Raw genomic sequence first — 17,859 nt, 5'->3', positions numbered from 1 at the left:
ATGGGAAAAGCATTATACATAGCCGAGAAGCCCAGCGTGGCTCAGGAGTTTGCCAATGCGCTGAAAATTTCGGCACGGAGATCGGACGGCTATCTGGAGTCAGATACGGCTGTTGTAACCTGGTGTGTGGGACATCTTGTTACAATGAGCTATCCGGAAGCCTATGATCCCAAATATAAACGGTGGAGTCTGCAGACCCTGCCGTTTTTGCCTAAGGAATTTAAGTATCAGGTGATTGACGGAGTGTCAAAGCAATTTCAGATTGTCAGCCGCCTGTTAAACCGAAGCGATATTGATATGATTTACATCTGCACAGACTCCGGGCGGGAGGGAGAGTACATTTACCGCCTGGTGGACCAGATGGCAGGAGTTCATGGAAAAGAGCGAAGACGGGTTTGGATTGATTCCCAGACAGAGGAGGAGATTCTTAGAGGAATCAGAGAGGCCAGAGACTGGAAAGAATATGACAATCTGGCGGCATCTGCGTACCTGCGGGCAAAAGAGGATTATCTGATGGGAATTAATTTTTCCCGTCTTCTTACATTAAAATACGGCCCTGCGATTTCTTCCTATATGAAGACAGACTGGACAGTTCTCTCGGTTGGAAGGGTGATGACCTGTGTTCTTGGCATGGTGGTTCGGAGAGAGCGGGAGATTCGTGATTTTGTAAAGACGCCCTTTTACCGGGTGATCGGAAACTTTGATATGCAGGGCATGAGCTTTGACGGAGAGTGGCGAAGTGTGGAGGGATCCCGCTATTTCCAGTCTCCCCTGCTTTATAAGGAAAATGGATTTCAAAAGCGGGAGGACGCAGAGGCGCTGATTTGTGCTCTGCAGCAGGAGACGCAGCTTCTTGCCCGCCTGATTAAGGCGGAAAAGAAGAAGGAAACAAAGAATCCGCCCCTGCTGTATAACCTGGCAGAGCTGCAGAATGACTGTTCAAAGATGTTTAAGATCAGTCCCGATGAAACGCTGAAGGTGGTGCAGGAGCTGTACGAGAAAAAGCTGGTCACTTACCCTCGTACAGATGCCAGAGTGCTTTCTACGGCTGTTGCGAAGGAGATTCACAGGAATATTGAGGGCCTTCAGCGGTTTGAGCCGGTAGGCGGCTTTGCCAGTGAGGTTCTGGCAGGGAAGGCTTTCCAGGGCATTGAAAAAACAAGGTATGTTAATGACAAACAGATCACGGATCATTATGCCATTGTTCCTACGGGACAGGGCTTCGGGGCTTTGCGCAGCTTAAATTCTCTGGGAATGAAGGTATATGAGGTGATTGCCAGAAGGTTTTTAAGTATTTTCTATCCGGCAGCAGTGTATCAGAAATATTCCCTGGAGCTGGAGGCGGATCGGGAGCATTTCTTTGCCAGCTTTAAGGTACTGACAGAACCAGGATATCTGAAGGTTGCCGCTGTTCCCAAAAGCGGAAGAAAAACGGAAGAAAATGAAAAAAAAGGCAGCAGAACCGGAGAAAATGGAAAAGAAGGCCTGGAGAGAGAGGATAAGGAGGATTCAGAGATCAATCAGAAGGATCTGGAGAATCCGGAGTTTATAGCCCGCCTGGCAGGACTGAAAAAGGGAATGGAATTCCCAGTAAACAGTCTTTCTGTTAAGGAGGGAGAAACCTCTCCGCCGAAGCGTTATTCTTCCGGTTCCATGATTCTTGCTATGGAAAATGCCGGACAGCTGATTGAGGACGAGGATCTTCGGGCTCAGATTAAGGGAAGCGGAATCGGAACCAGTGCGACCAGGGCGGAGATTCTGAAAAAGCTGGTAAATATCAAATACCTGGCCCTGAATGGAAAGACGCAGATAATTACGCCAACCCTTCTGGGGGAACTGATTTTTGATGTGGTAAACGCATCCATCCGCCAGCTTCTGAATCCGGAGCTTACTGCAAGCTGGGAAAAGGGACTGACCTATGTGGCTGAGGGAACCATTACGCCGGAGGAATATATGGAAAAGCTGGAGCGGTTTGTGGCGGGTCGGACCTATAATGTGCTGAAGCTGAACAACCAGTATCAGCTGCGGGAATTTTTTGAGGCAGCAGGGAAAAACTATCCCTAAATGCGCTCTGGAAAAAGCAGGAGCGCAGATAGTAAATGAATATAAAATATCAGGAGGAGTAGAATCACATGAAGAAATCAGAAATGAAAATCAAGGATCTTTACAGTCTGGATCACACCATGGCCAAATCTTTGTTGGAGCAGTTTGAGTATCCCTGGGAAGCTCTGGCCCATATTGGGGAGTATGTGGAAAAGCTGGGAGAATCCCTGTCGAAAAATGAGTATATGAATCCGGCAAAGGGAATCTGGATTCACAAAAGCGCTAAGGTTGCGCCGACAGCAGGAATTATCGGACCAGTAATCATCGGACCGGAGGCGGAAGTTCGCCACTGCGCATTTATTCGCGGAAAGGTAATCATTGGAGCCAATGCAGTAGTAGGCAATTCTTCTGAGCTGAAGAACGTGATTCTTTTTGATAATGTTCAGGTTCCTCATTACAATTATGTGGGAGATTCCATTCTTGGTTACAAGGCGCACATGGGAGCTGGTTCCATTACTTCTAATGTAAAGTCTGACAAGGCGTTGGTAAAGGTACATGCAGAAGACGGAGATATTGAAACAGGCTTAAAGAAATTCGGCGCTATGATTGGCGACGAGGTAGAGGTGGGCTGCGGCTCTGTGCTGAATCCTGGAACTGTCATTGGAAAGAACAGCAATATTTACCCGCTGTCCAGTGTGAGAACTTGTGTGGATGCAGGATCTATTTACAAAAAGCAGGGTGAGGTTGCAAAAAAACAGTAATAAAAAACAGTAATAAAAAACAGCCAGCGGGAACATTCTCACTGGCTGTTTGCGTTTTCTTATTTGGTACCGAAAATACGGTCGCCTGCATCGCCCAGTCCGGGGCAGATATAAGCTTCGTCATTGAGACAGCGATCCAGGTGTCCTACATAAATCTGGATATCGGGATGAGCCTTTCTCAGGCGCTCCAGGCCTTCCGGAGCGGCAATAATAGCCATAAACTTGATATGCTTGCCGCCATGCTGCTTAATAAAATCAACAGCTTCTACAGCAGAACCGCCAGTAGCAAGCATGGGATCCGTCACTACGATAGTGCGCTGGTCAATGGGGGTAGGAAGCTTGCAGTAATATTCATGAGGTTCATGAGTTACCTCATCCCGGTAGAGACCAATATGTCCAACCTTAGCGCTGGGAACCAGGGCAAGGATTCCGTTTACCATGCCAAGACCGGCGCGGAGAATCGGAACAATCGCCAGCTTCTTTCCGGCAATCATGGGAGTCATACAGGTTTCAAGTGGGGTTTCTACCTCCTGATCCTCCAGAGGAAGATCCCGGAGAGCTTCATAGCCCATTAACATGGCAATCTCTTCTACCAGAGAGCGGAACTCATTGGTACCGGTCCGCTTGTCACGAAGAATCGAAATTTTGTGCTGAATTAAAGGATGATTAAAAATTACTACATTTTCCATAAATAAAATGTCCTTTCCGTTTTGTAGGTAAACTCTGTTTATCATTTTACCAGATGAAATAACAAATAGCAAATTATTTATTCTCCGGAGTGAAAATGGCAATCACATAGTCTCCCGCTGCGTGAGAAACGGGAATGGAAACATAAATATCTCCCTCATACTCATAGCTGAAGGACTCAGGGAAGCTGCCGTCATAGGGGAAGTCCGCTTTGCTGAAGAGATCCGTATAGTAAGCCTTGCTCCGACCGGCATTGATCTGGGCCATGGCAGATTTCAGCTCGGGAGAAGTGTTCTGGTAAATACAATCTGCAGAAAGCACATAGTCTGCCAGAACTGCCGGATCTGTCAAATAGGGAAGATCCAGACTGGATGCACTGCGGACATCAATGGTATTGGTGTAAAACAGATTTGAGGGATGGGCGCCCCCGGATACGGTAAGGGAACCAGTATAGGTCAGGATAATGCGGCTTCTGTCTGCAGATATCACCTTACACTGGATATTCAGAGTGTCCTTTGCCTCATCAATATCATAGGCATCTACAATGGACAGGGCATTCTTTTTGATCAGAGCATTGATATCAGAAGCATTGTCCAGATTCTCTACAACCGGATATTGAATGGAAACTTTGCCGGAGGTGTAGGTGGTCAGGCTTGTCTTTACCTGGTTTTTCGTAACAGCAGCTCCAGAGCCGTTTCCGGAAGCGGAGGTTCCAGAATTGGAGTTTACTGCATTGTCAATGCCTGGTTCCAAGGTGATTCCGGCAGAAGATTCCGTTTCCTTTGGAGAAAAAGATGGGGCCATGGTTTCTGCGGCAGTTGTATGGGTGCTGGATAAATCAATCTTTTCATTTTTCTTGCCGCAGCCGGAAATCAGGCAGACAGCAGTCAGAGCCATCAGGCAGGCGGCAGCAGGACGGAGCAGTCTGCGGCGGCTGCGGTTACTTTTACGGGACTCCGGGTTCTTTCGCTTTATCATAAAAGGTCCTCCTTTGTGATACGTGACACAATCGTATTTGTACTTATTATAACGGATATTTCCAGAAAAATCAGCAGAAAAAGTCTTACGGTAGTTTTAATTTTTCACAAATACAAGCAAAAGAAAGCGACCCTGTCGTGTCGGATACTAGGAAATATCCGCGGGAGAAACCTTCATAAAAGAGCCTGAAAAATTCGAGTTGTCAAAATTTTTTAAATTGCTTGCAAAAATCTTTTATTTGTGATACAATGACTTTGTTGCAAAAGTGTGCCGGCGTGGCGGAATGGCAGACGCATCAGACTCAAAATCTGACGGGGGCGACCTCGTGCCGGTTCGAGTCCGGCTGCCGGCATTCCTTGGCAGGGGCAAAACCCAAAACACTGTCAAGTTTTCTAGTAAATAGAAGGATTGACGGTGTTTTTTTTATTTCATAGGATTTTGCATTTTCGAAGAGAAAAGGTGATTTCTGCACAAAATCATGAAGTCAGTATGATAAAATCTATTCTACAGGGCAGAAACTATCATTAATATCGAGAATATCTGGAATTCTGATGTTCCGGAAGTATATAATGTAGATACAGAAAAAAGAATGATACTAGAAAAAGGATCTTGCAGAAATGCGGATCCTTTTTTTTGCTTCTGATAATGTTAATTATAGGCAGTTCAAATTAAATTCCAGCGGAAAGATTGTGAAAAACAAGACCGTAAAGGACGGCAATGACGATGAGTGGAAGACAGCGGCAAACGGCGAGATTGTCCAGTTCGGAAACAGCCATGTAGCAGAGGTGGTGGAGCCGGATGCGGAGACCGAGTAAATAGAAACTGCTTTTATATATGCTGGGGGGACTTAAAAACACAGTCGGAGGAAGTGACTTTATATGAAAGATTTAGAGCGGAAAAAATATCTGGGCTGGCTGAGAAAACAGAAAAATCAGCCGTTGGTTAAGGTGATAACCGGCGTTCGCGGATGCGGAAAGACGGCTCTGCTTCGCCGGTTTCAGGAAGAGCTGGCCGAGGAAAATGCCGGAAAAGCCAGAGTGCTTGCGGTTGACTTGGAAAGCCCGGAGTTTGAGGATTTAACAGACTGTGAAGCCCTGAACCGGTATCTGGAAACGCAGATAGAGGAGGGACAGAGCTGCTTTGTATTTCTGGATGAGATTCAGCATGTAGAAAACTGGGAGGCAACAGCGGCCTGGCTTCTGTCCCCGGGAACCTGTGATCTTTATGTCAGCAGCTCCTGCTTCTGGGAACCCGGGAAAAAAGCTTTCGGCCTTCTGGAAGAAAAGTGGGCAGTTCTGGAAATGCAGCCCCTTTCTTTTCGTGAGTATCAGGATGCCCGGGGAAAAGCGGAAAAAGAGGAAGCGAAGAAAGCTCTGCAGCAGTATACAGAGTCTGGTTCCTTTCCGTATCTGTCAGGACGCAGCCTTGACAGGGAAGAAACGCGGGAGTATCTGCGGGGACTTTACCATACGATTCTGTTAAATGATGTGGTGAAACGCCAGAAAATAGCAGATGCTGTTGTTTTGGAAGCAATTTCCCGGTTTCTCATGTATGAGATCGGAATACGGACTTCACCTGCAGCGATTGCCAATGCGATGGCTGCCTCAGGAAGAAAAGTGGATCAGAAAACCGTAGACCGGTACCTTCAGGGATTGACAGAGAGCCAGCTGTTTTATGAAGTGCGCCGGTATCATATTAAAACGCGAAAGCTTTTGACTACGATGAATAAATTTTATCTGTGTGACCCGGTTTTTGGAAGGATGATGGTAAGACAGGAAGAAAAAGATCAGGAACGCGTACTGGAAAATCTGGTATTTCTTGAACTGAAACGCAGATATTCGGAGGTTTACAATGGCCAGCTGGGAGCCAGTACCGAAATTGATTTTGTGGCAATTCGGGATGGCAGACCTGTCTATTTTCAGGTGGCGGAAAGCACAAAGGATCCGGCGGCGCTTTCAGAAAAGCTGACCCCTCTTCAGCAGATTCGTGACAATTATCCAAAATACCTTTTGACAATGGATGAGCAGGAAGCGGATTATGAGGGAATTTTACAATTGAATCTTGTGCAGTGGATGAAAGAAACAGTCTGAAGCTGCAGGATGGAAACAGGTACAACAATGAGCCGGTTTTTTCTAATCTGCGATTGACGCAGGCTGGGGAAAGCCGGCTTTTTGCGTCTTATGAAATAAAAACGCTCCGCAAGGATCGCCATGTGATGGGGCGCTTCTGCGTATTTTGGAGCGCTGTCTTGCTATTCATTCTTGGAAATGGTAGAATCGGAGTAAGAAAAAGGGAATGATGAACCGGAAAAGTACGGAGGAAAATACATTGGAGAAAAAGCAATGGTATTTTTTCAGGCAGAGGCTGACACAGTTTCGTGTGGTATGCATTCTGGCAGCAGTGGCTGTGCTTTGTGGTCTTGCTGTTTTGGGGCAGGGAGTGGGAAAGAAAGCGGAACGTTTGGAGGAAGAAATTCCGGAGGAGAAAAAGCTGGTTCTTTTTACCTCACACAAGCCGGAGGTATATGATCCCATTGTCCGGGAATTTGAATCAAGAACGGGAATCTGGGTAGATGTGAGGGCCGGAGGAACGACGGAGCTTTTGGAGAAGATTGAAGAAAGCAGAAAAAAGGGAGATTTTTCCTGTGATCTGATGTTTGGCGGCGGAATTGAGAGCTACGAGGCAGCAAAGGAAAATTTTGAAGGATATCGGACTAAGAGGAAGGAGCAGATCATCCGTCGATACCAGTCTCAGGAGGATCTGTGGACCCCATTTACAAGGCTTCCCATTGTCTTTATTTATAACAACAAGCTGGTAGGAAAGGAGGATGCGCCTTGCAGCTGGAAAGAACTTTTTACAGAGACGTGGAGAGGGAGGATTGCATTTGCGGATCCTGCTAATTCAGGAAGCAGCTGTACCATGCTGGAAACGATGCTTCAGGTCCTGGACGGAGATGAGGATCAGATTCTGGAGGCATTTGCCAGGGCTCTGGATGGCAGCATTCTGGAAAGCTCTGGCGCAGTGTTGGAGGATGTGGCGGCTGGAAGAAAGATGGTGGGAGTCACTCTGGAGGAGACAGCCAGAAAATGGATTGACAGGGGCGCTGACCTGACGATTGTTTATCCGGAGGAGGGAACCAGTGCTCTGCCGGATGGATGCGCGGTGGTGAAGGGAGCCCGTCATCGAAAAAATGCAGAGCTTTTCCTGGAATTTATTGTCAGTGATGATACCCAGCGGTTTGCAGAGGAATATCTCTGCCGCAGAACGATTCGGGAGGACTTAGAATTGGAGGCCCGGGAACCGGAAAGAAAGCTGGTGCGGTTTGATCTGGAGCTGGCGGTGGGCCGTCAGAAACGGATTTTAGAGAAATGGGCGGTGCTGACAGATGAAGGAAAAAATTAAAATATCATTTAAGCGGGAGCTTCTTGCGGGATTTCTTACGGTTGCCGTTCTGCCTCTGGTGGTTTCCTGTCTGTTTCTGATTCAGATGTTCCAGGTTAAGGCAGACAGGGATTACAGGAAAGTAAATATGGAGCAGGTTCACATCGTGAATTCTGCGTTTTTGGAGTTTTGGAAGAAGATTGAGGACGCGGAAAACAGTCTTGCTTCCTCCTGGATGGTACAGATGGCTATGGCAGGAAAGGCAGAAGGAAGAAAAAGTGAGGTTTATCATATTTTATATGAGAAAACCTCTGAGTTAAGAGAACTGGCTCGTTTTGATCTGTATTCGAGGGATGGAGCTTGCCTGTATTCTACCGGGACTGGCATGTATCAGAAAAAACTTCCTGTGTACTGGGGAATTCTGAAGGTTTCCGGAGCTCATGGGGATGATTTGATTGTTCAGAAGGATCATGAGGATATGAGCCTGATGGCGGCCAGGGGGATTCCAGGGGAGGACGGAGTACCGATTGGCTTTGTTGTGGCAAGTCTGACAGAGGAAAACCTGAATCAGGTGTTCCAGGGGCTTTTGGGAAGCCAGGACGGGCTTTGTATTCTGAATGAATTTTATGAGCCGGTATACAGTGCAGGAACATCTTCCGGAGGAGAAATCGCACAGACTTTGAGGGCTGGAAGAATGGAGGGAAAAGAAGCGCTTTCCTCCTGGAAGGACAGTGAGGTTTTTGTGGCGTCGCTGGGAGATACAGGGCTGACCAGTGTTCTTCTCCGCCCGGAGATATTTACGGGAGGGCTGACAGGCTCCATGTATTCGGTTCTCTTTCTTATGACGGCATTCAGCTTTCTCCTTTGTCTGTTTGTGGCTTCCCGGCTGAGCAGTCACCTGTCCCAGCCGATCCTTTTGCTGAACAGAGCCATGGAAAAGGTGAAAAAAGGAAATCTGGATACCCGTGTGCAAATGGAACGGGCCGATGAATTCGGACAGCTGGCAGCCAGCTTTGATGCTATGACTGCACAGCTGGATCAGTATATGAAGGAACAGGTGGCTCAGCAGAAAAAGCTGAATGAGGTGCAGATTGCCATGATGCAGGCTCAGCTGAATCCTCATTTTCTATATAATACTTTAGATACTATGAAGTGGGTGGCCAAGGCAAACCATATTCCGGAAATAGCCACGCTGTCGGCAAAGCTGGCAAAAATTCTCAGAACCAGTATTTCCAGTCCTCAGATGATTACTTTAAAGGAGGAAATGGAACTGGTGGACAGCTACGCAGAGATTCAGAAAATTCGCTTTGGAGGCCGATTTACCTTTATCTCTGAACTTCCGCAGGAGCTTTCCGGGACTTTCGTTCCCAAGCTGATGATTCAACCTATTGTAGAAAATGCCATGATTCATGGGCTGGCAGACTGTGATAACGGAACCATTCATGTGAAGGTCCATCAGCTGGAGACGCATGGATTTTTGTGCATTGAGGTGACAGACAACGGCTGCGGCATCAGCGATGAGGTGTTAAAATGCCTGAACAGCCGGGAACGGGAAAAGCTGTCCGGCCATATTGGATTTTACAATGTAGACATGGTGATACGGCTTCATTATGGAGACGGATATGGCCTTCAGGCAGAACGGAGGCAGGAGGGCGGCACCTGTGTGCGGATTCTTCTGCCGGACGGGGAGCAGAACCGTGAGGGTTTGGAAAATAACAAAGAAACGAAAAAGGAATCAGGAACAGGCAGCGGAGAAGAAGTGGAGGGAGTGAACAGGAATGTATAAGCTTTTGGTGGCAGATGATGAGATGTTTGTGCGAAAAGGCATTGTTTGTGAGACAGACTGGAAGTCCCTGGGTTTCGGGGAAATTCTGGAGGCTTCAAATGGCAGGGAGGCTCTGGAAATGATTCGGTCAGAGAAGCCGGATCTGATTATCAGCGATATTCGAATGCCGAAAATGAGCGGAATCGAGATGCTGAAGGCGATGCGGGAGGAAAAAAACGATACGCCTGTTATTTTTCTTACGGCCTACAGTGAATTTGAATATGCCAGGGAAGCGCTGAAGCTGTACGCCTCTGACTATATTTTAAAGCCCTTTGAAGATGGCGAGCTGGAGGCGGCAGTTCTTCGGGCCAGGGAAAAAATTCTTCGGTCCCATGACAAAAATGAAGAGAGAGAGCATCCTGCTTCCCTTTGACGAAAACTCTCCCGGCTTGTCCGGTTATGTAAGAGCGGCTGTCCGGTATATGGCAGTTCACTACGGAGAAAGTGAGATTACGGTAGCTCAGATAGCAGATGCTGTCGGAATCAGCGAGGGCCATTTAAGCCACTGTTTTAAAAAAGAAACCGGATATACGGTTATGGCCTGGCTGACCAGATATCGGATTCAGTCGGCTATGAAGCTGCTTTCTGACTGCCGGAACAGGGTATATGAGGCAGCGGAGCAGGTTGGATATCGGGATATTGCCTATTTTTCCAGCACCTTTAAAAAGGTGACAGGAATCACTCCGTCAGAATACCAGAACCGGTGACGGGAACGGTTAATCCTCCTTAATATCATCAGTAAAAATGCAAGATAACAGAAAAACGAAAAGAATCGCAGTCCTGTCATCTGGCTGAGGCTGTCCCTCCACAGTATAATAGAACTATAGTTAAGGACGGCAATTCAAAAAAGGAGGAGATTCATATGAAAAAACGTTTCTTATCAGTAGTTCTTGCGTGTTCTCTGACGGCAGTGTCACTGGCAGGCTGCGGCGGAGGCGGCAATAAGGAAACCCAGCCGGCAGCAGCTCCCACAACAGCAGCAGAAGCTGGAGAAAAGGAAACAGCGGCGCCGGAAGCAAAGCCAGAGGCATCTGGAGATCTTTCTGAGGTAGAGAAGATTATCCAGGAGGCAGAGGGAATGTCCATGGAGGAGCTGGCTAAAAAAGCCATTGAAGAGTCCAATGGAAAGACCTTTTATGGCGTAGGAAATTCCAGCCGCGGAAAGAGCGCCCTGCCCTTATTTATTGAATATCTCCAGACTATTGATCCTTCCTATACAATGGAGTATGAGTGGCAGCAGCCAAAGAACAATAAGATTTTTGAGCAGCTGTCAGCGGATTCCCTGAAATCTACAGGAACCTTTGCCATGACGCTGATTCAGGACGGCAACCAGATTGAGTCGAAAATGGTACAGACCGGTATTCTGAAAACCTATATTCCCAAGGAGTGGGCAGAGGCCAATAACACAACACCGGATGCTTATGAAGGTTTCCTTCCTCTTCAGACACTGAATAAGGTCTTTATGTACAATTCCACAGGAGATGCAGTGTATGACAACTGCTGGGACTTTGTAGCAGAGGGAAGCCATCCGCTGTTTATGGATATTGACTCTGAAATTGTAGGAAAGAACTTTCTGTATATGCTGACAGAGGATCAGTACGCAGGCTGGTTAAAGGATGCCTTTGATGCTCTTGATGACAGCGATAAGGCCTATTTCCAGTCGGTGATTGATGAGGTTTCTGCAGATGCAGAGGATTTGGGACTGGGTGAAAACGGTGCTTATGCACTGGCATGGATTAAGCTTTGGGTAGAAAATTATAACGCGCAGACCGATGACGGTCCTATCTGTAATACTCTGGTAACAGATTCTGCTACGGATCAGAGTGGCCTTCTGGTTTATTCCAAGCTGCGTTCTGTTGAGGAATCTGCTGGTGTATCCTTAAACAACATTAAGGTTGCAGCTTATGAGGACGGCTATCAGGGAATCGGCGGATATGGATACTGCCATTATCTGTTTTTGACCAACAACAGTCCTCTTCCCTGGACAGCCTGTGCATTTATCCAGTATATGACCTGTACAGAGGACGGCTTCTCAGCATGGGGCAAGGATATGGGCGGTTATTCTGCTAACCCGCAGGTTGCAGAGGCCATTGAGACAACCTATCAGCACAGCAAGGGCGGCTACAATGAGGCCGGTGAAAATGTGTATGAATGTAAGAATGATCGCGGCTATGACTGGTGGACAACAGACGGAGAACTGGTTCTTGAGGATCCGGAATACTGTGCTTCTGTTTCCTTTACTGTAGGAAGCTGGATCGAGATGCTGAGCAAGTATGCGGACAGCGCCCAGTAGGGTGTGAAACCATCCGTCTCTTGCAGCAGGCAGAGAGGTTTCATCACTGATTGATAGAATCGAAGGTGCTGTAAGTGATTCGCATATCTGTTTGCGGACCATCTGCGGCACCTTTTCCGATTACAGGAAAGGAGCGGACACAGTTGAAAGAGAATCAGAATACAGCAATTTACAAAAACCGGGTCCGGACGTACTTTTCCAAGCCGCAGAATGTGATCCTGCTGTTGTTTGGTATTATTTTGACCTTTACAACCATTGCGCCGATTGTTGCCATTGTAAAGGATACGCTGACCATTCATCCAGGCACCATTGATGCTCATTTGACGGGAAAGGCATCCGGCTATACGCTGATAAACTATGTGGATCTTTTCACAAGCAGACTGGCTAAGACGAATTTGTGGAAGCCGTTATGGAATACGCTTCTTCTGGCAGTCTTTACCTGTGTGATTTCCATTGTTTACGGCGGTACGTTCGCATTTTTGGTTACCAGAACCAATTTAAAATTCAGAAAATATTTAAGCTCGATTTTTATTTTTCCCTATATCATGCCTCAGTGGACACTGGCTGTGGTGTGGCAGAATGTGTTTAACAGCAATGCGGTTATGGGAACTGCCAATGGCCTTCTGGCTTCTCTGACCGGGTTTGAGGCAGCGAAATGGTGGTGTCAGGGGCTGGTTCCCAGCTCCATTGTTCTGGGACTCCATTACGCGCCTTTTGCCTATATCCTGATTGGAGGAATTTTCCGGAACATGGATGCAAATCTGGAGGAGGCAGCGACAATTCTTGATACACCCAGATGGAAGATTATGTGCCGGATTACCCTGCCAATAATTAAACCGGCGATTTTGTCTACCGTTCTTCTTGTATTTGGAAGTGCAATGGGAAGCTATCCGGTTCCTCATTATCTGGGGCTGACAACGCTTTCCACCAAGTATATTTCCCTGAACTCCAAATATACAGGTGAGGCCAGTATTCTGGCTATTATTATGATGATTTTTGGCGTTCTGATTCTGACGATGAATCAGGTAAGCTTAAAGAGCCGGAAGAATTATACCACAGTAACAGGAAAATCAGGACAGCTGTCCAAAATTAATCTGGGCAGAATCGGAAAATATGGAATTGCCATTGTCATGATTATCTTGACCTTTTTTACCAGTATTTTCCCGATTTTTTCCTTTGCACTGGAAACCTTCCTGCCGAACCCCGGAGATTACAGCTTCCTGTATACAGGCGATTTTTCCAATCTGACTACCAAGTGGTGGCTGACCAGTGAGAATGTGACGGAAAATGGCCTGTACGGTCAGCACGGCATTCTTTACAACAGCACCATCTGGCATGCCTTTGCAGGAACCCTTTTCGTAGCTGTCAGCTGTGCGCTGATAGCAGGAACCATAGGAACTCTGATTGGGTATGCGGTTGCGAAAAACAGGAGAAGCAAGTGGGCCAGCTATGTGAATGCTATGGCATTTCTTCCTTATTTAATGCCGTCCATTGCAGTAGGAGCAGCATTTTTTATCCTGTTTTCCAATGAAAAGATTAATCTTTTTAATACATATACCCTGTTGATTATTACAGGAACCATAAAATATATCCCCTTTGCCAGCAGAAGTGCTCTAAACTCCATGCTGCAGCTGAGCAATGAGATAGAGGAAGCGGCCATGATTCAGAATATTCCCTGGCACAAGCGGATGTTCCGGATTATTATTCCGATTCAGAAATCAGCGATTATCAGCGGATATATGCTTCCGTTTATGACGTGCCTGCGTGAGCTGTCACTGTTTTTGCTGCTTTGCACCCAGGGCTTTATTCTTTCCACAACCCTGGATTACTTTGATGAAATGGGACTGTATGCATTTTCCAGTGCCATTAACCTGATTCTGATTGTAACGATTCTGATTTTCAACACTCTGGTCAACAAGCTGACCGGAGCCAGCTTAGATGAGGGAATCGGCGGCTGATCAAAACAGAAAGGAAGGGAACTCTTATGCCGGAAATTGTTTTAAAAAACGTTACAAAGCGGTGGGGAAAATTTTATGCGGTGGATCACCTGAATCTTCATATTGATGATAATTCCTTTATCACCCTTCTGGGCCCCTCCGGCTGTGGAAAGACTACAATTCTGCGAATGATTGCAGGTCTGGAAACGCCGACAGAAGGGCAGATAACCATTGGTGATCGAGTTGTATTTGACAGTGCAGCAGGAATTAATGTGCCGGCTAATAAAAGAAAGGTAGGTTTTCTGTTCCAGAACTATGCTCTTTGGCCCAATATGACGGTTTATCAGAATATTGCATTTGGACTGAGCAATATTAAGGAGCAGCTGCCCAAATATGACTTTGAAGCCATGAAGGCCGGGGAACTGAAGAAGGCGCTTCAAAGCGGAAAGCGGATTCGTGACCTGGTGGAGGAGTGCCGGGACAAACGGGGAAAGCTGGATGAAGACAAAATCTATTTGAAATTTATGGATTCCTTTACCCTGTCCATTTATACAGCAAAGGAGCTTTACGGATTGAAGATTCATGAGGCGGCGGATCCGGATGCAGCGGCATCAAAAAAGTCTGAAGAATATTCGAAAAAGCTGGAGGAAATCCGGGCGTCTTATGAGGCAAAGGGACAGAGCCTCAGTGAACAATATGCAGTAACGGCAGACGGAAAGACATTGATAGAAGAGCGCAAGCTGACAAAGGAAGAGATTGATAAGGCAGTGCGCCGTGTGTCCCGGATTGTTAAAATCGGAATGTTTATGAATCGTTATCCGGCAGAGCTTTCTGGAGGACAGCAGCAGCGTGTGGCGATTGCCAGAACTCTGGCTCCGGAGCCAGATGTGCTTTTCATGGATGAGCCTCTTTCCAATCTGGATGCCAAGCTGAGGCTGGAAATGCGCTATGAGCTTCAGCGGCTTCACGTAGAGACAGGCAGCACCTTTGTATACGTTACCCACGATCAGATGGAGGCCATGACTCTGGCAACAAAAATCTGTCTGGTCAATAATGGAGTTCTCCAGCAGTACGATGCGCCGCTTGATGTTTACAGACGTCCGGCCAACCTGTTTGCTGCAGATTTTGTTGGAAATCCATCGATCAACTTCATTGAGGCTCATGGATGCCAGAAGGCGGACGGCAGCCTGGAACTGTCTCTGCTGGAAAACCAGAAAGCAGTTTTTCAGCCGGATGAGCCCCTCAATCTGGACGGCTGGTTCCAGGAGCGCGATCGGCTGGAGCAGGAAAAGGAAGCAGCCCGGGCAGAGCTTTTAAAAGATAAGCGGGCAGTAGAAAAAAGCAACAAGGACGAGGCATTCCGGTATCACATTGCAAAGGTAGATGAGTCTGACTATGCCATAGAGGATGAGCCGGTAATTACCAACGAAGATTTTGTCCTGGGCGTTCGTCCGGAGTGTATCCGGCTGGAGGAAACCGGGGCGGTTCCGGCTGTCATTTACGGCGCCATGCCTACAGGCATGGAATCTACCCTGAAGCTGCGGATTGGAAAATTCTTGCTGACCGGGGTAGTATTTGGAAGTGTAACCTTCCGCCTGGGAGAAGAAACGGGGATTTCCATTACAGGCTCAGATATCCTTCTCTTTGACCGGAAATCAGGAAAGCTGATTTCATCGGGAAGACTGAGTTTTTGTTAGAATTTCGTCGGATGTAGTCTGGTATTTGAAGAAGCCTGAAAAATCAGGAGACAGCTGATTTTCCGGGCTTTTTCTTGTCCGATTTTTTAAAACATGATAAACTGATGTGGAACGATTTTATACGGCTACAAAAAGGAAAGGACAAAATACTGCATGGCTGTTGAAGAAAAAAGAATTTTGAAAATGATTTATCTGCTTTCTCGAACAGACAGTTATTTGAAAGCAGGAGAATTGGCGAGAGAATTGAATATATCGGAAAGAACGGTTAAAAATGATATTGATCATTTGCGGGAAGCCTGCAGAAACTGCGGATGTAACTTGAAATCAGTACGCGGAAAAGGATATATTCTGGAAATCAGAGATACAGAACGTTTTGCACAGACAAGGGAATGGATTAACATTCTCTTTAATAATGTGGAAAAAGATGTGAAACAAAATCAGTCCTATCAGTTAGCTAGGGCAATAATGTGCGGTCAGACAGCAGATGATGACGGCTTTTTTCAGCTGGAGGAGTTGGCAGTATCTTTATATGCTTCTTTAAGCACCATTAAAAAGAAAATGCCCTGGGTTCGGAATTTTCTTGAATCCTATGGGGTAGAATTGATTTCCCGTCCGGGTAGAGGGCTGCGGCTGCAGGGGGACGAATTAAGTCAGAGACTGTGCATGTTGGAATTGTACGAAAATCATTTTCGCACCCGTGTTGTCTCATTTGATAATTATACCTATGAAAGAGCGTTTGCAGATCTGAATGATAAGGATCAGATTAGAAAACTCGTTTTAAATGTGATCAGAAAGTCTGAAAACGAACTTTTTGATACGTACACAAACCGGTTTGTAGATTATATACTTCTGCAAAGAAATCGAGTAAAAGCCGGTTTGGTCATTGATGAAAAAGCGGAATGCTGGAGTCGATGGATTCCGGAGATAAAGCGGTTTCCTGAATGGAACACTGCATCAGAGATGCTGGAACAGCTTCAGTTTATGACAGGATTTTTCCCGTCAACAGAAGGAGAAATTGCTGCTGTTGTAGTACTTTTATTAATCTGGGGAGATTGGGAGCAATATCCAGGTTTGGAACAGCGTTTTCCTGAAATATATAAAAAAGCACAAGTTCTATCAGATAGAATTGCAAAAAAGACAGAGCATCTGTGGATGCTGCCTTCTTATTTCGAAGAAAATAATCTTGCCGGTATATTGATTCCTGAACTTGTCCGGTTAATGATTCAGCATAGTTTTGGATATGAATGTTGTCAGATGCTGGGAAATATGATATCGGAAAATCCAATAAAAAAGTCACCGCTCACTATGGCGCTGGCAGATACCATGACGGTTCTGTTAAAGGAAGAGGGGATGCATGTCAGTGAGTTTAATAGACAGTTTCTTGCCCTTACCATTTTTGGCATTATTGATGGAATTCCTTATTCTTATAAGAAGAGGCGTCTGCTTATCTGCGCAAGAAATGGAAAGAGGAGCGGGCAAATCATTGCCGAAAATATAAAAAGGCAACTGGGCACATGGTGGATAGAAACGATCGACATCAAACCGCTTTATGAAGCAAGAAAATATGAGCAGAGTCAGTTCGATTGCGTTATTGGAAGTTATGACTGCTATGCTTACCGTTATATATGGCCATACATAGTGGTACAGCCTCTCATGGAAAAAGCGGATTTTGAACGGGTCCGTACAGAAGTATTAACGGCCGGATATGATTTAGATGATCTGATGTCATCTCTTCGGTGGGATGTTATAGAAATTCATCGAAACTTTCCGGCATCAGGGCTGGACGGTTATGTTCAGCTTTTGGCATATCAGTGGGGGAAGGATACTCACGCAAAAGAACGTCTGGCGCTGTTTTATGCAGATTCAAAGCATTTTCATATTTTAAATCAGCTGATGGTTGTAACGGCTCCTTTTGCGGAAACAGGAAGGAATATTTTTGAGGTATATTATTTTGCAAAGCCGCTGATTATGGGAGAGGAAACGGTTCGGGCTGTATTGTTTTTCTCTGCAGATTTCAGTGGAAATCCAGCGCTTATTCGCTTTTGGGAACATGCAGTACGTATTTATTATGAAGAATTCGAATCGATAGATTGCGAAATGAAATTGGAAGAGCAGTTTCACTGGCTGTCGGAAAAAGTGCGAAAAGAATTATAATAAGAAGAAATTGCACGACAGCAAAGGCAATATGCGGTGTTTCCGCAGATATCATGAAAACATAGACGTGGAAGTTTCTTCTTTGTATATTATAATGTAATTA

The 17,859-nt window shown here is 46.1% G+C and carries 14 protein-coding genes and 1 tRNA gene; 13 read left to right on the top strand and 2 right to left on the bottom strand.

The genetic code is table 11. The annotated features are described in order from the left end of the window. On the top strand, window positions 1–2,064 hold the full coding sequence (locus tag ACESON_RS03000) for a DNA topoisomerase (protein ID WP_373108438.1): 2,064 nt from the start codon (window positions 1–3) through the stop codon (window positions 2,062–2,064). A 68-nt stretch (window positions 2,065–2,132) separates the two neighbouring features. Further along, entirely contained in the window at window positions 2,133–2,804 is a 672-nt protein-coding gene (locus ACESON_RS02995; RefSeq protein WP_373108436.1) for a UDP-N-acetylglucosamine pyrophosphorylase, read from the top strand. Between the two features lie 59 nt (window positions 2,805–2,863). Here ACESON_RS02995 and upp read toward each other — a convergent pair whose 3' ends face one another. Next, window positions 2,864–3,493 carry a uracil phosphoribosyltransferase gene (gene upp, locus ACESON_RS02990; protein WP_373108434.1) on the bottom strand — a complete coding sequence of 210 codons (630 nt, stop codon included), beginning with the start codon at window positions 3,491–3,493 and terminating at the stop codon, window positions 2,864–2,866. A gap of 73 nt (window positions 3,494–3,566) precedes the next feature. Continuing rightward, complete coding sequence (locus ACESON_RS02985; protein ID WP_373108432.1) at window positions 3,567–4,469, bottom strand: DUF4163 domain-containing protein; 903 nt, start codon at window positions 4,467–4,469, stop codon at window positions 3,567–3,569. Window positions 4,470–4,738: 269 nt separating this feature from the next. On the opposite strand from ACESON_RS02985, the gene ACESON_RS02980 reads away from it, so the two are divergent. The 11 genes from ACESON_RS02980 to ACESON_RS02930 all read left to right on the top strand — a co-directional run bounded on the left by ACESON_RS02980 (window position 4,739) and on the right by ACESON_RS02930 (window position 17,756). Continuing rightward, window positions 4,739–4,821, top strand: a tRNA-Leu gene (locus ACESON_RS02980). 337 nt (window positions 4,822–5,158) lie between these two features. After that, window positions 5,159–5,284: a hypothetical protein gene (locus ACESON_RS02975; RefSeq protein ID WP_373108430.1), complete on the top strand. Its 126-nt coding sequence runs from the start codon at window positions 5,159–5,161 to the stop codon at window positions 5,282–5,284. A 63-nt stretch (window positions 5,285–5,347) separates the two neighbouring features. Beyond that, a complete protein-coding gene (locus tag ACESON_RS02970) occupies window positions 5,348–6,559 on the top strand; it encodes an ATP-binding protein (protein ID WP_373108428.1) in 1,212 nt (403 codons plus the stop codon). 205 nt (window positions 6,560–6,764) lie between these two features. Continuing rightward, complete coding sequence (locus tag ACESON_RS02965; RefSeq protein ID WP_373108426.1) at window positions 6,765–7,871, top strand: extracellular solute-binding protein; 1,107 nt, start codon at window positions 6,765–6,767, stop codon at window positions 7,869–7,871. After that, window positions 7,855–9,636, top strand: a complete 1,782-nt coding sequence (locus ACESON_RS02960; protein WP_373108424.1) for a sensor histidine kinase — start codon at window positions 7,855–7,857, stop codon at window positions 9,634–9,636. Before ACESON_RS02965 ends, ACESON_RS02960 begins: the two co-directional genes overlap by 17 nt. Beyond that, a complete protein-coding gene (locus ACESON_RS02955) occupies window positions 9,629–10,048 on the top strand; it encodes a response regulator (protein WP_373108422.1) in 420 nt (139 codons plus the stop codon). Before ACESON_RS02960 ends, ACESON_RS02955 begins: the two co-directional genes overlap by 8 nt. Beyond that, window positions 10,008–10,382 (top strand): helix-turn-helix domain-containing protein, encoded by a 375-nt coding sequence (locus ACESON_RS02950; RefSeq protein WP_373108420.1) that lies wholly within the window; start codon window positions 10,008–10,010, stop codon window positions 10,380–10,382. The genes ACESON_RS02955 and ACESON_RS02950 overlap by 41 nt, the downstream gene beginning before the upstream one ends. A 155-nt stretch (window positions 10,383–10,537) precedes the next feature. Further along, on the top strand, window positions 10,538–11,968 hold the full coding sequence (locus tag ACESON_RS02945; RefSeq protein WP_373108418.1) for a hypothetical protein: 1,431 nt from the start codon (window positions 10,538–10,540) through the stop codon (window positions 11,966–11,968). A 143-nt stretch (window positions 11,969–12,111) separates the two neighbouring features. After that, window positions 12,112–13,926 (top strand): ABC transporter permease, encoded by a 1,815-nt coding sequence (locus tag ACESON_RS02940; RefSeq protein ID WP_373108416.1) that lies wholly within the window; start codon window positions 12,112–12,114, stop codon window positions 13,924–13,926. A gap of 26 nt (window positions 13,927–13,952) precedes the next feature. Next, window positions 13,953–15,602, top strand: a complete 1,650-nt coding sequence (locus ACESON_RS02935) for an ATP-binding cassette domain-containing protein (protein WP_373108414.1) — start codon at window positions 13,953–13,955, stop codon at window positions 15,600–15,602. A 153-nt stretch (window positions 15,603–15,755) separates the two neighbouring features. Continuing rightward, window positions 15,756–17,756: a transcription antiterminator gene (locus ACESON_RS02930; RefSeq protein ID WP_373108412.1), complete on the top strand. Its 2,001-nt coding sequence runs from the start codon at window positions 15,756–15,758 to the stop codon at window positions 17,754–17,756. Window positions 17,757–17,859: the final 103 nt, after the last annotated feature.

The organism is Lachnoclostridium sp. Marseille-P6806, from assembly GCF_964238185.1.
Classification (GTDB): domain Bacteria; phylum Bacillota; class Clostridia; order Lachnospirales; family Lachnospiraceae; genus Brotaphodocola.
Note: the sequence above shows the minus strand (reverse complement) of the source record. Positions and strands in the feature narration are given on the sequence as shown.